General features: G+C 46.8%; 14 protein-coding genes, 1 pseudogene and 1 riboswitch. Of the genes and pseudogenes, 4 read left to right on the plus strand and 11 right to left on the minus strand.

Going from position 1 to position 16,635, the window contains the following annotated elements:
• Positions 1–22: 22 nt before the first annotated feature.
• Positions 23–137, minus strand: a riboswitch (cobalamin riboswitch).
• A gap of 352 nt (positions 138–489) precedes the next feature.
• Positions 490–3,762, plus strand: coding sequence for a response regulator (locus tag NSB28_RS19915; protein WP_109748314.1), 3,273 nt, complete (start codon positions 490–492; stop codon positions 3,760–3,762).
• Here NSB28_RS19915 and NSB28_RS19920 read toward each other — a convergent pair.
• From NSB28_RS19920 to NSB28_RS25030, 3 genes and pseudogenes are all read right to left on the minus strand, one after another.
• Entirely contained in the window at positions 3,757–4,584 is an 828-nt protein-coding gene (locus NSB28_RS19920; RefSeq protein WP_109748313.1) for an SDR family oxidoreductase, read from the minus strand. The two genes, NSB28_RS19915 and NSB28_RS19920, sit on opposite strands and share 6 nt — an antisense overlap.
• The gene (locus NSB28_RS19925; RefSeq protein WP_109748312.1) at positions 4,581–5,636 is read right to left on the minus strand and encodes an NAD-dependent epimerase/dehydratase family protein; all 1,056 of its coding nucleotides are present in this window, start codon (positions 5,634–5,636) and stop codon (positions 4,581–4,583) included. Before NSB28_RS19925 ends, NSB28_RS19920 begins: the two co-directional genes overlap by 4 nt.
• 429 nt (positions 5,637–6,065) lie before the next feature.
• Positions 6,066–6,308: pseudogene (locus tag NSB28_RS25030) on the minus strand (ROK family protein); the annotation flags it as partial.
• A 143-nt stretch (positions 6,309–6,451) separates the two neighbouring features.
• On the opposite strand from NSB28_RS25030, the gene NSB28_RS19935 reads away from it, so the two are divergent.
• Positions 6,452–7,477, plus strand: a complete 1,026-nt coding sequence (locus NSB28_RS19935; protein WP_109748310.1) for a zinc-dependent alcohol dehydrogenase family protein — start codon at positions 6,452–6,454, stop codon at positions 7,475–7,477.
• A 32-nt stretch (positions 7,478–7,509) separates the two neighbouring features.
• Positions 7,510–7,902 (plus strand): VOC family protein, encoded by a 393-nt coding sequence (locus NSB28_RS19940; protein ID WP_109748309.1) that lies wholly within the window; start codon positions 7,510–7,512, stop codon positions 7,900–7,902.
• Positions 7,903–8,001: 99 nt separating this feature from the next.
• Here NSB28_RS19940 and NSB28_RS19945 read toward each other — a convergent pair whose 3' ends face one another.
• From NSB28_RS19945 to NSB28_RS19980, 8 genes are all read right to left on the minus strand, one after another.
• Positions 8,002–8,541, minus strand: coding sequence for a EutP/PduV family microcompartment system protein (locus NSB28_RS19945; protein WP_109748308.1), 540 nt, complete (start codon positions 8,539–8,541; stop codon positions 8,002–8,004).
• A 9-nt stretch (positions 8,542–8,550) separates the two neighbouring features.
• On the minus strand, positions 8,551–8,931 hold the full coding sequence (locus NSB28_RS19950) for a BMC domain-containing protein (protein ID WP_109748307.1): 381 nt from the start codon (positions 8,929–8,931) through the stop codon (positions 8,551–8,553).
• A 101-nt stretch (positions 8,932–9,032) separates the two neighbouring features.
• Positions 9,033–10,529: a glycerol kinase GlpK gene (gene glpK / locus NSB28_RS19955; protein WP_109748306.1), complete on the minus strand. Its 1,497-nt coding sequence runs from the start codon at positions 10,527–10,529 to the stop codon at positions 9,033–9,035.
• Positions 10,530–10,681: 152 nt separating this feature from the next.
• A complete protein-coding gene (locus NSB28_RS19960) occupies positions 10,682–11,059 on the minus strand; it encodes a DUF1667 domain-containing protein (protein WP_109748305.1) in 378 nt (125 codons plus the stop codon).
• A 4-nt stretch (positions 11,060–11,063) separates the two neighbouring features.
• Positions 11,064–12,326, minus strand: a complete 1,263-nt coding sequence (locus NSB28_RS19965; protein ID WP_109748304.1) for an NAD(P)/FAD-dependent oxidoreductase — start codon at positions 12,324–12,326, stop codon at positions 11,064–11,066.
• A 12-nt stretch (positions 12,327–12,338) separates the two neighbouring features.
• A complete protein-coding gene (locus NSB28_RS19970; protein WP_109748303.1) occupies positions 12,339–13,787 on the minus strand; it encodes an NAD(P)/FAD-dependent oxidoreductase in 1,449 nt (482 codons plus the stop codon).
• Positions 13,788–14,046: 259 nt separating this feature from the next.
• On the minus strand, positions 14,047–14,616 hold the full coding sequence (locus tag NSB28_RS19975; protein WP_109748302.1) for a glycerol-3-phosphate responsive antiterminator: 570 nt from the start codon (positions 14,614–14,616) through the stop codon (positions 14,047–14,049).
• 24 nt (positions 14,617–14,640) lie between these two features.
• Positions 14,641–15,435: an IclR family transcriptional regulator gene (locus tag NSB28_RS19980; protein WP_109748301.1), complete on the minus strand. Its 795-nt coding sequence runs from the start codon at positions 15,433–15,435 to the stop codon at positions 14,641–14,643.
• Between the two features lie 220 nt (positions 15,436–15,655).
• Here NSB28_RS19980 and NSB28_RS19985 point away from each other — a divergent pair, with 220 nt between their 5' ends.
• On the plus strand, positions 15,656–16,618 hold the full coding sequence (locus NSB28_RS19985) for a bifunctional 4-hydroxy-2-oxoglutarate aldolase/2-dehydro-3-deoxy-phosphogluconate aldolase (protein ID WP_109748300.1): 963 nt from the start codon (positions 15,656–15,658) through the stop codon (positions 16,616–16,618).
• The last annotated feature ends 17 nt before the right edge of the window (positions 16,619–16,635 follow it).

The raw sequence follows: 16,635 nt of genomic DNA on the forward strand, positions 1-16,635 counted from the left end.
TTAGCCGGTTGCCGCGGCAAAAAACAGTTTTAAGAAATAAGCAGGTATCTGACTTTCACAGTAACGGACTTGTGCAGGATTTTCACCTGGCTTCCCTTTTATTACGCATAAGCGGAACTTATCTCTACTATTTATATTAATATATGACTCAAAAACATTTAACCTGATTATATAATTTTCATCGTATTATGTCAATATATAGGAAATAATGTAACTGGGATTTGAGAAAAGACAGGTGTTTAAACTGTTACAGTTCAGCCGTCTGCCATTCGGCAGCCGTCTGACCTATAACAACGCTCCGCGATGCACACAAAATGCTGTTTACAGCATTTTGGCGCTGCAATTCTCGGGATTTTCGTGCATAATGCATGAAAACACCTCGCGGAACAGTGAAAGGCTGAACTGTTACTTTCAACTTGCAAATGCCCCTCAATATGATAAAATAAGTAGATAACCTGTATTTTACAGCTGCAAAGGAGTTTTATCTATATGACATTTGAAGAAGAAAAAGAAATAATTGATTTTTCCCGCGAGATTCTGACGCGGTATTTTTGTGACAATGATGTGGATTTTCTTGTCTCCACCTTTGCGGAAGATATCGTATGGCTGGGTGCAGGCGAGGCTCAAAAAGCAGAGGGACGTAAAGCCGTCAGTGAATGTTTCCTGGCCGAAGGCGCTGAAAGCATCCCTTTTCGTATGACAGATGAGCATTATGTTGTCCGGGGCCTTGGAGAGAACTATTACCTCTGTGAGGGCGACAGCTATCTGGAAGCTATAGAGACAAGTAATGCCAGTTTAAATACCCGCCAGAGGGTCACCTTTATCTTCAGGCGCATACAGGACAGGTTTCAGACTGTACATATACACAACTCCGTTCCTTTCAGCGCTATAGAAAATGATGAGCTGTTCCCTGTGCGTGCCGCCAGGGAATCTTATAAAAAGATGCAGGCTCTGCTGTCAGAGCAGAACGCACAGATTGAGCTCATGCAGCCGCAGCTTCCGGGCGGTATGCTGATCTGTAATTTCGATCAGGACTTTACGATCAACTGGATCAGCGAAGGCCTCTGCCGGATACTGGGCTATGAAAATGCCTCTGATTTCAGGATACATAATAATTATTCCTGCCGGGACTTTATACTCCCTGAAGACTTTTGTCCCATGCAGAAGTCCACAGAGGAGTCCTTGTCTGCCAAGGGGGCTTATACTGTTGAATACCGGGTGAAGCGAAAAGACGGCACTGTGGCCTGGATGATGGACGTGGGCAAATACATTACCACAGAGGAAGGCGGAATAGCCCTCTCCTGCTTTATCACGGATATCACGCAGAAGAAGAATCAGGATCTGCTTCTTCAGCAGGCCAACGAAGAGATATCCCGCCAGGCAAAATTTCTGACACAGCTTTATAATACAGTTCCGTGCGGAATCATCCAGTTTACCACTGACAGCTCACATAAAATCATCCATGCCAACAGGATGGCCTGGGAGATCTATGGATATACTCAGGATGAGTACTGGGCGGAAGTAACTGACCCCTTCCTCTGTGTTTTGGAGGATGAGCGCTCTAAATATACAGACCTGGTAACAGATCTCTCCAAAAACGGCGGACATGTATCATATGAACGTGAAGGGACCCGGAAAGACGGCTCACACTGTTTTATCAATGTCTACATGGAGCGCGTCATCAATGCCAACGGGGAAGAAGTCATACAGGCAGTATTTAATGATATTACTCAGACAAAGCTTCTACAGCTGGAGCATGAACAGGAACAGCTGCTTGAGAATCAGCTGCTGCGCGCTGCCATATTTACTGCCTACCCTCTCATAATGAATGTAAATCTGTCAGATAATTCCTATAAGTGTATTTCTTCCGGAAATTATATTGTTACTCATGAGCCTTCCGGAAATTATGAAGATATGATACAGGAGACACTTTCCAACATCCATCCTTCATACAAAGAAGTATTCCTTAAGACCTTCTCGAAGGATAATATTCTGGAACAATTTAATAACCAGAATCCTGAGATTTATACCGAACTACAGGAAAAAGGACGTGACAATGAATATCACTGGGTCTCCGCCCACATTGTCCAGGTAGAGAACCCTTATGGTGACGCTCCTCTGGCTGTCATACTGCTGCGGGTTCTGGACGACCAGCGTTCCCAGCAGGCCCGTCAGGAGCAGCTTCTGAGGGATGCCCTGGCTCTGGCCAAGGCGGCAAATAATGCAAAGTCTGATTTTCTCTCCCGCATGAGCCATGATATCAGGACTCCTTTAAATGCCATCATCGGAATGAGCACTATAGGACAGCTGAAAATAGATGACAGGAGCAGGGTACTGGACTGTTTCAATAAGATCGATGCCTCCTCCAGATATCTGCTCACACTGATCAATGACATACTGGACATGTCAAAGATTGAGCAGGGGAAAATGACTATTACCAACAGCAGGTTTGACTTTACAGAACTGGTCAATTCCGTCACATCCATCATCTATCCCCAGGCCAGTTCCCAAAATGTTGATTTTGAAATCTACCATACAGAGCCGCTGGAGCATTACTATATCGGAGATTCCCTAAGGATCAATCAGATCCTCATGAATCTTCTCTCAAATGCTGTCAAATTCACACCGGCAGGCGGCAGGATCATCCTGGATCTCAGAGAATCCCGCCGGACAAACGGCTATGCTTATCTTGATATCACTGTCAAAGATACAGGCATCGGCATGAGCAGCGAATTTATGGGTAAGCTCTACCAGCCATTTGAACAGGAAGCGAATGACCTGGCCCGGAACAAAGCTGGAAGCGGCCTTGGACTTTCAATCGTATACAGCCTGGTACAGCTGATGAATGGAACTATTCAAGTAAACAGTATACCGGATGAAGGGACATCCTTTAAAGTCTCCATTCCGTTAGAACTGACCCAGGACAGATATATGGATGAACAGCACCGCAAGTCCCGTGAACTTCTGCATGACCTGAATGTACTTATTGTGGACGACGATGCGGTCGTGGGAGAACAGGCCTGTGCCATTCTGGTAAATATAGGAGCCCGTTCCACATGGGTGGATTCAGGCTTCAAGGCTATAGATGAAGTCCGGGCCGCCTCAGAAAAAGGGGAATTATATGATCTGGCCATGATCGACTGGAAAATGCCGGATATGGATGGCCTTGAGACTACAAAACGGATCCGGCAGCTGACTGGTCCTGATACAATGATCATCATTATTTCAGCCTATGACTGGAAGAGTATCGAAGCTGAGGCAAGGAACGCCGGCGCAGACTTCTTTATTTCCAAGCCGCTGCTGCAGTCCACCATCTATGACACGCTCCTGAATCTGGATATCTCACCCAAAGAGAGGAAAAAACTGCCCTCCTACCATCTTGGCGGTCAGAAAGTTCTTCTTGTGGAGGATAATGACCTTAATATGGAAATCGCTAAATCTCTTCTGGAATTCCAGGGTCTGGAAGTGGATACTGCCATCAATGGTGAGCTTGCCATCCAGGCTTTTGCCTCAAAGCCGTCCGGCTATTATATGGCAGTCCTTATGGACATCCGCATGCCTGTAAAAGACGGACTGACAGCTACAAAAGAAATACGCGCTATGGACAGAGAGGACGCCCATACTATACCGGTCATTGCCATGTCCGCAAACGCCTTTACAGAGGATAAGGCTCTTGCTTTGTCTGTTGGAATGAATGAATACATGACTAAGCCTATTGATATTGATAAGCTTTTCCAGCTTCTTACGAAATACTTATTATAATATATTTTTTAAGGGATTGACTCCGCTTGCCACACAGCCCCCGTCACAAATAATATCAGCGCCAGTAAGAAACCCTGGTTTTTCACTGGCGCAAAATGCCATAAGTTCCGCGATCTCTTCTGGTCTGCCAAACCGTTTAATAGCACAGTATTTGATATATTCGGACGCTTCTTTTGACTCCAGTCTGCCCATGGGGGTCTCAAAATTTCCCGGCGTAACTGACAGGATGCGTATACCCTTTCCGCCCATTTTCTCCGCCATCTTCTTTGTGTACCAGATCACGAAATTTTTAGATATGCCGTAGGCTACATTTGCCTGCTGGGATCTGGGCATAAGCCTGATAAATCCCATTATTTTTTTCAAAAACTTTTCAATGTCAGTCAAAGCATGTTTATATAATCTTTTCGGCATAATAAACTGAGGCGTCAGATAAGCTGACATGGATGAAACATTTAATATGCAGGATCCTTCCCCCATGATCTCATAAAAAACCTCGTCTATATTCACCGTTCCCAGCGCATTCCCCTGCATAATCAGTCTGGCATCTCCCATGTGGGGTGAGAGCCCCGCGCAATGGATCAGCGCCCTTACCCTTCCGCAGCCTGCTGCATACTCCGCCAGCTTTTCAACTGACTGTCTGCTGCTCACATCCGCTGCAAATGCCTCTGTCTCAATCCCCTCATCTCTTAACTCCTTTACTGCACTCTCTAATCTGGAAGCTGTTCGCCCAGCCAAAATAATAAAATGGTCCTTCCCCATGATATGTGCGGCGGCAAGCCCCATGCCGCTGCCTCCTCCTGTGATCACACATACATTTTTCATTCTGCTGCCACCCTTCTGCTGACCGTTCTTTCCTTTATGAGTCCTTCCTTTATAAGCCAGTTCACTTCATCCTGCAAAGTCTCTTCATATGGGCGCGTCGTATAGCCCAGCTCCTGCTCTGCCTTAGAATAATCAAATGTATTATTACGGTCCAGATTATATACTGCGAAGGTGGTCATAATAGGCATTTTCCCGGTTTTTTGTGCCTTCTTCTCCATGCTTCCCGCAATCTTCATTGCAAGCTTTATAGGCAGATAAAACAGAGGTGTGCTGCACTGGCTGTTCTCCTTCAGCATTCTGCATACTTCCTTTAATGTCACTTCTTTATTTCCCAATATATAGCACTGCCCCTTTCTTCCCTTATCGGCGGCGGCTACGCATCCGTGCGCCAGATCCCTGACATCGCATAAATTAAAGGAACCTGCCATGCCTATCGGCATCTCCCCGTTCATGATCTGGATGATCACTCCTGTAGTCTGTCCCACTGCGTAATCCTTTGGGCCTAATATACCGCTTGGATGTACGATGCAGGCATTCAGCCCTCTCTCATTCACTGCATCCAGTACCGCCTGAGTGGCTATAGCTTTTGACTGGCTGTAGCAGCCCACCTGTTTTTTCTTATCAATGGGCGTAAACTGGTACACCTCCTTGATCTTCTGTCCTTTCGGCAGTTCCGGGATAGCCCCTGTACTGCTGACATATACCAGCTTTCTGCATTCTTTATGCTTCAGGCACTGATCGATGATATTCTTTGTCCCGCCCACATTTACATCCATTAATTTTTGATTGTATGCAGGGTCTACTGTCACCATGCTTGCACAATGGATGACTATTGTCTCCGTCTCCCCATCTACTGTAAAAAAATTATCCAGTGATTCCACGTCACAAAGGTCACCTGTCACAATTTCTACAGCCTTTGGAACATATTTTACAGATTTATCCCCGTTGAGGACTAAGGCACGCACCCTTTCTCCTCTTTCTAAAAGTTCTTCACATACGTGGCTTCCTAAAAATCCTGCAGCTCCTGTTATTAAATAAATTCTGTTTTTCATTTCTGACTCCTTTTCTTTACCTTTACTGTAAACTTGTTTGTTTTGATGTACTTAATATGCACTACAAATATTTACGTATTGTAAGAGTTTTGTTTAAGAAGTATTAATTAAGCCAAAAAATTCCTGGTTTTGCAGCGTGAAACGGCGTTTTTGCCGTTTCTGTGCATTGCGGAGCATGTTACTGGTCACAGAGTGAACCGTAACACGAGTACCATCAGCTCCAGCTGGAAATCCAAAAGATCCGGCTTGATATTGAAAATGACATCAAACCGCAGATAAAAACACTAGCGGAACATTATCTGCCGGCGGCTGATGACTTTACAGCCGCAAGGATGTCGATTGAAGACATTCAAGAGGATATTAAGTTAATGAAAAAGGGGTTATCGGAGCATAGCGAAAAGCTCCAGAAAATTTCATAGTAAGAAGTATTCACGATATCGGGCCTAATATTAGGCCCGATAGGTTTCCACAGTAACACATAGGTCCTTCAGGATGAATACATATATGTTCAAAAAGTCTGCTGTGCATATAAGTGCCCTGATGGACGCTGTGGTTTGTGATAACAGCACCGTCTAAATTCCTGTTTAATAAAAATACAATTGCGCTGTTTAACTGGGGATGATTCCATAACTCCAGATAAGCCGCGGCTTTTGAATCATGTTCAAGATGACAGGGATAAGGAAGCCTGAACCTCTAAAAAACATATTTGTAAATTGTGTTTTTCGTCAATAGACAATATCTCATTCCAATTATATACTTAACTTACAGTTTAGTCATAAGCGTAAGATGCAACATTAAAAACGGAGGTAATCAAAATGAAAAGTGCAGTATTCTATGGAAAACATGATTTACGAGTTGAGGAACACGAAATGCCTGTAGTGGGGCCACAGGATATTTTGATCCAGGTAAAGGCCTGTGGTGTATGCGGAACAGATGTACATATTTACGAGGGTGACAAAGGTGCTGCTGAAGTCACACCTCCGACAATTCTCGGGCATGAATTCTCTGGTATAGTTGCAGAAACAGGTTCGGAAGTAAAAGACTATAAAGTAGGTGACAGGGTGTGCATTGACCCAAACTGTTACTGCGGGGCCTGTGAACCATGCAGAAACGGTGTTGCCCATTACTGCGAAAATATGATAGGTTATGGAACTACAGTAAATGGCGGATTTGCAGAATACTGTGCCGTTAATGCAAGACAAGTTTATAAGCTGGGAGATAATACATCTTTTGAACAGGGCGCTATGACTGAACCCGTTGCCTGCTGCCTGCACGGCATGGATATGTGCGGGGTCCGTCCAGGGCATCAGGTTGTCGTGATTGGCGGAGGTATGATAGGACTTCTCATGTTACAGCTTGCAAAGCTGGCGGGAGCTGCAAAAGTGGCTCTTCTTGAACCGGTTGAGAGCAAACGGGAAGTAGGAAAAAAATTAGGCGCGGATGTGTGTATCGATCCGATCCATGAGGATGTAAAGGCCCGTTTAAAAGAGAACGGCATGACGTGGGTCAATACAGTAATCGAGTGTGTAGGCCGTCCTTCTACTATTGAACAGGCCATTGACATTGCTGGAAACAAGGCTGTTGTAATGATGTTCGGACTTACAAAACCGGATGAAACCATTTCAGTGAAGCCATTCCAGATATTCCAGAAAGAGCTGGAGTTAAAAGCATCATATATCAATCCTTATACCCAGAAAAGGGCTTTGGACTTAATTGACTCCGGACGTCTTGATGTAAGCAGTATGGTCTATGATGTATGCGGTCTTGACAATCTGAAAGATATATTAAGTAAACCAGAACTCCGTGCTAACGGAAAATATATAATTTCACCTGAAAAATAGAAAAAAGGTACAAAAAAGACTGGAGAGATAAAATGAATTTAAATCAGTATATGACTGGTATTCAGCATATAGGAATACCAACTAATGATATAGATGCAACACTGGACTTTTACCATAAGTTAGGATTTGAGACAGCATTTCAGACTGTAAATGAAGAAGCAAATGAAAAGGTTGTATTTTTAAAGCTGGGGACACTTGTTATAGAAACCTATGAAAATAAGTCCGCTAAAATGGAATCCGGAGCAGTCGACCATGTGGCTGTCAATGTGACAGATATTGAAGAAGTATACCAGTATATAAACTGCCACAATATGAATACAACGCAGGACACAATTCACTTCCTCCCATTTTGGGAAAATGGAGTGCGGTTCTTTACCATCGAAGGTCCAAATAAAGAAAAAATCGAATTTAGCCAATATATGTAATAAAAAACCCTCCCGTGAACAATAATAAAACAGCTGCTGCCCATCACAAATAAGTATGATGGCAGCACCTGTTATATTACAGTATCTTATTACAGCATTTTATTGCAGCAGTGTCTTTGATTTTTGCGGCAGGCTGCGGGTATTTGACTTTGTAGACAGTACCTTTCTAGGCCTGCCGGCTTCTTTTTCATTGTCCCAGGGGAGCACATCTCCCGGCTCCCGTAAATACTCAAGAATCTGCCATATGCCCTCGCCTGTATATGAGCTTACCCGGAAAATCGTCTCACAGCCTGACAGCCTGAGCCATCTCTCCGCCCTGTCGGGGTCTCCATTCGGGGAATCTATCTGTGTGATAATGCCTATTACCGGCCGAGTGGAGCATGCAGTCACACAGGGGGGGAAGAGGGAATACTGCTCTTCTGAACTGATCAGCAGACCTACCACGTCAGCCTCATAGGAATAAAGGGCAAGCGCCCTGCCCAGCCTGTTTGTTTCCGCATATTCACCCGGGGTATCTATCACTACATCGTAGTGGTTTATGTACTGTGTCTTGTGATAATGGATGGTATCACCTTTCAGGGCCTGCTGCAGCGTTGTTTTCCCGCACTCGCTGCGCCCCATCAGAATAATCTTTTTCATGACGCCGCCTTAAGTCCTTGTGACTTCACAGATGGTAAAATGCAGCTTCTCCTCCAGATATGCCGTAATAGCCTGGATAGCCGCTTCCACCTCCGCCACCCTTCCGGTGAAAATCAAAGTCCCGCTGAAACGGTCAATAAATCCAAGATCAATATTAGCCGCCTTTACTGCAATATCTCCCGCAATAACTGAGATCTCCGCAGGGCTCATGCTGAGTATGCCAATAGCGGCCCTCTTATAATCCAGTTCAGGATCCAGGCCCAGCTTCTTATATACAATAGGATCGGGGCTGGCGATCACATGTGCCAGCGTAACCTGCTTGCCCGGCACCAGTTCCTGGACGATTCGCATCCTTTTATCTCCGGAAAAATCAAGCTCATCTAGTTTCATAAAGTCTCTCCTTTACATTATATGAGAAAATGCTTCACGCAGTAATATACTAATTCAGATATTAATATAATACAACAAAATCCCACACAATACAAGGTTTATTATTCATCTTTAGCCCAGTCAAAAGAATATTTTACTGCTTTTTTCCATCCCCTGACCAATTTCCTGCGGGATTCCTCTTCCATTTTAGGAACAAAGGTCCATTCCAGAGCCCAGTTTTTCCGCACATCTTCCCTGTCATTCCAATAGCCCGTAGCGATGCCTGCCAGATAGGCGGCGCCGAGAGCTGTAGTCTCAATGCATTTTGGCCTTGCCACCTGAGTGTTTAAAATGTCAGACTGGAACTGCATCAGGAAGTTGTTCGCACATGCTCCTCCGTCTACCTTCAGGGTCTTCAGATGGATGCCTGAATCCTGCTCCATAGCCTCGATCAGATCATACACCTGGTATGCCAGGGATTCTACAGTAGCGCGGATCAGATGTTCCTTGCTGGTTCCTCTCGTGAGCCCTACTATCGCCCCTCTGGCATACTGGTCCCAGTACGGCGCGCCCAGTCCCGTGAAGGCCGGCACCACATAAGTGCCGTTTGTGTCAGGCACCGCTTCACAGTACTGCTCAGACTGGGCCGCGCTCTTTATCATGCGCAGCTCATCCCTCAGCCACTGTATGGCGGCCCCGGCCACAAAGACGCTGCCCTCCAGGGCATACTCCACTTTACCGCCGACTCCCACTGCTATGGTGGTTAGCAGGCCGTTCTTTGATTCCACAGCCTTCTCCCCGGTATTCATGAGCAGAAAACAGCCTGTGCCGTATGTATTTTTTACCTCTCCCGGCTCGAAACAGCACTGGCCGAACAGAGCCGCCTGCTGGTCACCTGCCGCGCCCGCTATAGGGATATTGTCTCCTATCACACAATCCTTCGTATATCCGTATATATAACTGGAGGGCTTCACCTCCGGAAGCATTTCCCGGGGAATATCCAGCTTGGCAAGGATCTCGTCATCCCATTCGAGCTTATGGATATCAAAAAGCATTGTTCTGGACGCATTTGTGTAATCTGTAACATGGACCTCACCCTTTGTAAGGTTCCAGATCAGCCATGTGTCTACTGTCCCGAAGAGCAGCTCGCCCTTCTTTGCCCTCTCCCTGGCGCCGTCCACATGATCCAGTATCCATTTCAGCTTAGTTGCTGAGAAATAAGCGTCAGGAACAAGTCCTGTCCTCTCCCGCAATATCTTGTCAAAGCCTTCCCTGCCAAGCTGGTCCACTATGTCTGAAGTCCTTCTGCACTGCCACACAATAGCATTATAGACAGGTTTTCCTGTATTCCTGTCCCATACGACAGTAGTCTCCCTCTGATTCGTGATGCCTATCCCCGCAATATCCTCAGGCCCTGCCCCGATCCTGCTCATGGCCTCGGCCGCCACACTGATCTGGGAAGACCAGATCTCCATCGGATCGTGCTCTACCCAGCCGGGCTTTGGAAATATCTGTTCAAATTCTCTCTGCACTACGCTGCAGATCTCTCCGCCTTTATTAAATAAAATACATCTGGAGCTTGTTGTCCCCTGATCCAGAGCCATTACATATTTCCCCATTATATCTTCCTCCTTGGATTTATTCCCGCGAGCAATGAGCCAAGTGAACATGCTTGCATGTGCATTTGGCGAATGCCGCGAGGGTCAAATACCCCGCTGCTCTGCAGCGTTACAAGTTTGATACCCCGTCTGCTTGCAGCGGGGTCTTTGATTCACGCAAGAGCCCGTTCTGCCGGGTCTATATTCTTTGTAGCGATAATATTCACACCTGTTCCGGCCACATCAGCAAGAATAATATCTCCAATATGGACAGGCGCCTTCACGCAGATATCCTTCAGTGCTTTCATACAGCTGCCTGTTTTCTCCTTGGGAATCTCCTCTGCTGTCTTTACAGAAACCATTTTCAGCACACCGCCCTCTACCCTGACTGAGGATGTCACTGTCCTCTGGGGCGCTATACATTCTTTTTTCGCATAAGAAGCCCCTTTTGCGCAGGTATTCCCCTCTACAGAAACAACTTCATTCCCCTCGACCACCGCTGTCAGCTGGCAGCCCATGGGGCATCCGATACATGTAAGCTCTTTTCTCATCGCCCTACGCCTCCTCAATCGTTATAGTTATCTTTTTAAGTCCCATCCTCTTCTGAAGCTCCTCTTTTTTCAGGATAACCTGCTCCATCTCGCCAGGCGCCATGATGCGCTTCTTCCGGTGCAATATTCTCTCTTTATCATAATATACACTAATCCAGCTGTCTTTGTAAACATCTCCCACCCGGAATCTCACAACAATCTTATCTTCTGCATTTTCAGGCTGGATGGATGAGGGCACTGTATATCTCACTCCGCCTGCTGCCTCCACCTCCACTGCCGCTCCCCGTTTAAGGCCGCTTTTTATATAGCGCGCCGCTGCCTTTCCTGCCTCTTCAGACTCCTGAGTCACATAATCAACAAGATCATGCACATGGAGCACGTTGCCGCAGGCAAAGACTCCTTCCCTGCTTGTTTCCATAGATTCGTTCACCTTCGGACCTGAGGTGGCTCTCATCAAATCTATCCCCATCCCTTTAGTCAGTTCATTCTCCGGCACCAGTCCCACGGAGAGCAGCAGGGTATCACAGGGTATATACTCTTCTGTTCCAGGGATGGGTTTCCTGTTCTCATCCACCCTCGCCAGAGTCACTCCCTTAACCCTCTCTTTGCCATCGATATCAATCACTGTATGGCTCAGCTTCAGCGGTATCCCAAAGTCATCCAGGCACTGTACGATATTCCTTTTAAGCCCCCCGGAGTAAGGCATCAGTTCAGCAACCACCTTCACCTTCGCCCCTTCCAGTGTCATCCTTCTGGCCATGATAAGCCCTATATCGCCTGATCCAAGGATAACCACCTCCCTGCCCGGCAGGAAACCTTCTATATTTACAAGCCTCTGGGCTGTACCTGCTGAATAGATGCCCGCCGGCCTGTACCCAGGAATATTCAGAGCTCCTCTCGGACGCTCCCGGCACCCCATAGCCAGGATGACAGCCCCGGCACGCACAGTAAACAGCCCCTCTTCCCTGTTCATGGCTGTTACTTCCTTGTCCGGGCTGATATCCAGCACCATAGTATTCAGCATGTAGTCTATACCGGCTTCTTTCACCTTGCTGATGAATCTGGCCGCATATTCCGGACCTGTCAGCTCCTCCTTAAAGGTATGCAGGCCAAAACCATTGTGGATGCACTGGTTCAGTATCCCCCCCAGTTCCCTGTCACGCTCAAGTATCAGTATGTTTGTGATCCCGCTCTCTCTGGCAGAAGCTGCCGCCGCCATGCCGGCCGGGCCTCCTCCGATCACTACAATATCATAATCCTTTCTCATAATTATCCCCCTCTACAGATTTTCCTTGTCAAGTCCGGCCAGCAGGTATGAGCCATGTCCTGATTTTGTCAGCTCCAGTTTAGAACATCCCAGCTCCTCTGCAAGTATCTCCATGACCTTTGGCGAACAGAAGCCTGACTGGCACCTTCCCATTCCTGCCCTCGTCCTGCGCTTCACGCCGTCCAGAGACTTTGCACCCAGCGGCCTTCTGACGGCATCCCTGATCTCTCCTTCTGTGACTGTCTCACAGCGGCAGATAACATTTCCGTAAGCAGGATTTTCCTTGATCCTGTCTGCCAGCTCCTCTTTCGTGGCTGTTGATACGCAGAAGATGCCTTTTCTTTCCACCTGAAATTTTTCTTTTCTGACTGCGCCAAGCCTTCCTGCAATCTCTTCTGCCAAAACCGCCCCTATGGCGGGCGCGCTTGTCAGACCCGGCGATTCGATCCCCGCCGCATTAAAGAAAAAGGCTGCATCCTCCGCCTCGCCGATCACAAAATCATCTCCCGCTTCATGGGCACGCAGGCCTGCAAATGATGTGATGACCTGGCCGCCTGGTACATGTTCGGCGCTCAGGGCTGCTTTTAACGCTACTTCTTCCAGACCTTCAGCTGTGGTATTCACTCCCTCTTTATCTTCAATGTCGGCCGCTGTGGGTCCCACCATCAGATTTCCATGGACAGTCGGCGTTATCAGCACACCCTTTCCCAGCTCAGTGGGCATCTGAAAGATGGTCTTATCCACAAATTTTCCTGTACTCTTGTCAAGCAGGCGGTATTCACCTTTTCTGGGAATAATAGACAGCTTTCTCCCACTAACCATGTTGTTAAATGTATCTGCATATACTCCGGCAGCATTCACTACAGCCCTGCTTCTGATCTCCCCTTTATCCGTCCTTAAAAGATAGCCTTCCCTGCCTGTATCACTTACCCTTTCAATAGAAGCCACCTCTGTATTAAATCTGAACTCAGCTCCGTTGACATATGCATTCTCCGCCAAGGCAATTGTCAGGCCGAAGGGACATACGATCCCCCCTGAAGGCGCATAGAGAGCAGCCACGGCATTCTCAGTCAGGTTGGGCTCCATCCTGCGTATCTCTTCTCTCTCCAGTATTCTGAGACCTTTAACGCCGTTTTCCTCCCCCTGCCGCTTTAATTCTTCCAGCTTTCCCTTCTCCTCTTCCTTAAAACAGAGTACCATTGACCCGTTCCTTCTGAAAGGAAAATCAAGCTCCTTTGACAAATCCTCCATCATCTCATTTCCCATGAGATTAAATTTTGCCTTCAGGCTCCCCGGCCTGGCATCATGCCCTGCATGGACGATGCCGCTGTTTGCCTTTGAAGTGCCGCAGCAGACATCCTCCTCCCTCTCCAGAACACAGATCTTCAGATCATACCTGGATAATTCTCTGGCAACAGCGCAACCTGTCACGCCTGCTCCTATTACGACTACATCATACATAAACCTTACCTCCCAAATTTCAGGCGCCATACAGCTGCCTGCTGTAATATGCCGGAACCGCATTCTCCCCGGACTGCCGTACAAAACACCGGAACAAAACAAAAAGCCAGACAAATAACACATGCGTATGCACATGTTCTTTGCCTGACTCTTTTCTCCAGCAATTCAATATTTAAATGTAACTGCCTGGTACCTTCACAGTTATATTTATTTTACCATACTTCCGGTAAATAGAACAGCCCCTTTTTTACATTTTCTGCTACATAAACCATACCTTTTCATTCGTCGTGGAGATGGATACCGCCCCGGCCTCAAGAGCAGCCATGATATCTTCTTTCTCGCTGATCAGCCCTCCCGCAATGACAGGGACTCTGAGGCTTCTGCAGATCCTGGAAATGATCTTAGGCGCTATGATGCCTGGCAGCATCTCTACAACGTCAGGCCTGGCCTGGCGGACCTGACGTTCAATATTTTCCAGGGCCATTGAGTCTATGACAAAAAAACGAAGGATGCTGCACAGTCCCAGCTCTCTCGCCCGTTTTACAAGCGCCGGCTTCGTAGTTATGATCCCGTCCGCCCTTGTGAACTGCCTGATATAATCCACTGCTGCTTCTTTACCGGAGAGCCCCACTATAAGGTCTATATGGACAAGAGCCAGCTTGCCGCCCTCTTTTATCTTATCCACAATAGAAGGTATGCCGCATACATCCCCAAAAAGCACAAAGATGATCGTACACTCTGACCCCAGGCTTTTCTCCAGCCCCTCTGTATCCTTCACAGCCGCCACCACCGGGCAGCATTCCAAAGCTTCTTTTAATGTTCCTTCCATGTATGCCTCCTGCAATATCCGCCCTTATGCCTGTCCCAGCCTTAACTGTATTTCTTCCTTTGTCCTCAGTATCTGTACAGCAAGCTCATTTATCCTCTCGTCAGTCATCCTTCCCACAGGGGCGGAGATGCTGAATGCATTCATCGGCCGTCCCCTGTGGTCAGGCACACATACTGCTATGCACCTGACACCCAGTTCATTTTCCTCATTGTCCAGGGCATAACCCTTTTCTTTTACTATCTGCAGCTCCTTTAACAGCTCATCAAGTGTGACGATCGTATGCTCTGTCTTTTTTTCAATTTCGCTGTGGTCCCAGATATATCTGACCTCCTCCTCAGACATCTCCGCCAGGATGGACTTGCCCACCCCTGAGCAGTAGAGAGGCCTCGCCAGCCCCACCTGTGAAGCCATACGGATCGCGCTCTCCTGCGGCTTTAAGGGAGCCACCTTATCCAGATAAAAGACTTCCGTCCCTCTTCTCTGCACAAAATGCACTGTCTCATTGCAGTCATTTGCCAGCCTTGTAATATAAGGATGGACAACTGTCAGGATATCCACCTTTGCAAGTATCTTCTCTGAGAGCTCTACCAGCTTAAAAGTGAGCATATATTTGCTCGTCTCCTCATCCTGCTGCACGTATCCCATACATGTAAGAGAAAGCAGAAGCCTGTGCACTGTACTCTTGTGGAGCCCCAGCATGCCGCTCAGCTCTACCAGGCCGACGGGACCTGTCTGGGCCAGTGTCTCCATCACACTGAATATCCTTTCTGCTGACTGGACCGGATTTTTAATTTTTTCTGTCTGTTCTGTTTCTGCCATATATTTAAACTCTCCTATAAAAAGGTCATCGGTTATTCCATATTATGAAACTATGAAGCGAATTTATTGTAACACTGATAAAAATAAAAAACAATGGAAAAATACTATTGACAATTCAGATTCATTCTTCTATACTCTAAGTATACCATATTTTGAAACGTAGTTTTATATGATGAAACTTGTAGTTTTATGAACCTATCTATTAAAGGAGAAATGTAAGATGGTTGAAGTTTTAGAAAAAATCTCAAAAATGGGAATTGTTCCTGTAATAGCCCTGGATGATGCAAAGGACGCTGCCCCTCTGGCAAAGGCTCTCTGTGAAGGCGGGCTTCCATGTGCAGAAGTTACATTCCGTACTGCTGCTGCTGAAGAATCTATCCGCATCATGTCTACAGAATACCCGGAAATGCTTGTTGGCGCAGGCACAGTACTCACAACAGAGCAGGTTGACCGCGCAGTAGCTGCCGGAGCTAAATTTATCGTAAGCCCGGGACTGAATCCTAAGATCGTCCGTTATTGTGTAGAAAAAGGGATCCCTATCACACCTGGCTGTACAAACCCGAGTGATATTGAGCAGGCTATTGAATGCGGCCTTGAGGTTGTAAAGTTCTTCCCGGCAGAAGCTGCAGGCGGTCTTAATATGATCAAGTCCATGGCTGCTCCTTACACTAACATGAAATTCATGCCGACAGGCGGCATCAGCGCAAAGAACCTGAATTCCTATCTGGATTTCGGCAAGATCATTGCATGCGGCGGCAGCTGGATGGTAAAGAAGGAAATGGTTGCTGCAGGTGATTTCGAAGGGATCACAGCCCTGACTAAAGAGGCGGTATCCACTATGCTTGGTTTAGAGGTTGCTCATGTGGGCATCAACGCTGCCGAGGCATCTGAGGCAGACAGCCTGGCTACAGCTATGGAGAAGATGTTCGGCTTTGCAAAGAAAACAGGCAATTCTTCCGTATTTGCCGGAACAGGCATGGAGATCATGAAAACTCCCGGAAAAGGCTCAAAGGGCCATATCGCAATATCTACAAACTATATGGAAAGAGCGATCTTCCATCTTGAGATGCGCGGATGCAAATTCGATATGGAATCAGCTAAACGCGATGAAAAGGGCAATATCAAAGCTATTTACCTGGAAGGTGAATACGGCGGCTTTGCACTTCATCTTGTACAGAAATAAATTATAATATAATTTAA

The organism is Murimonas intestini (assembly GCF_024622195.1).
Classification (GTDB): Bacteria; Bacillota; Clostridia; order Lachnospirales; family Lachnospiraceae; genus Murimonas; species Murimonas intestini.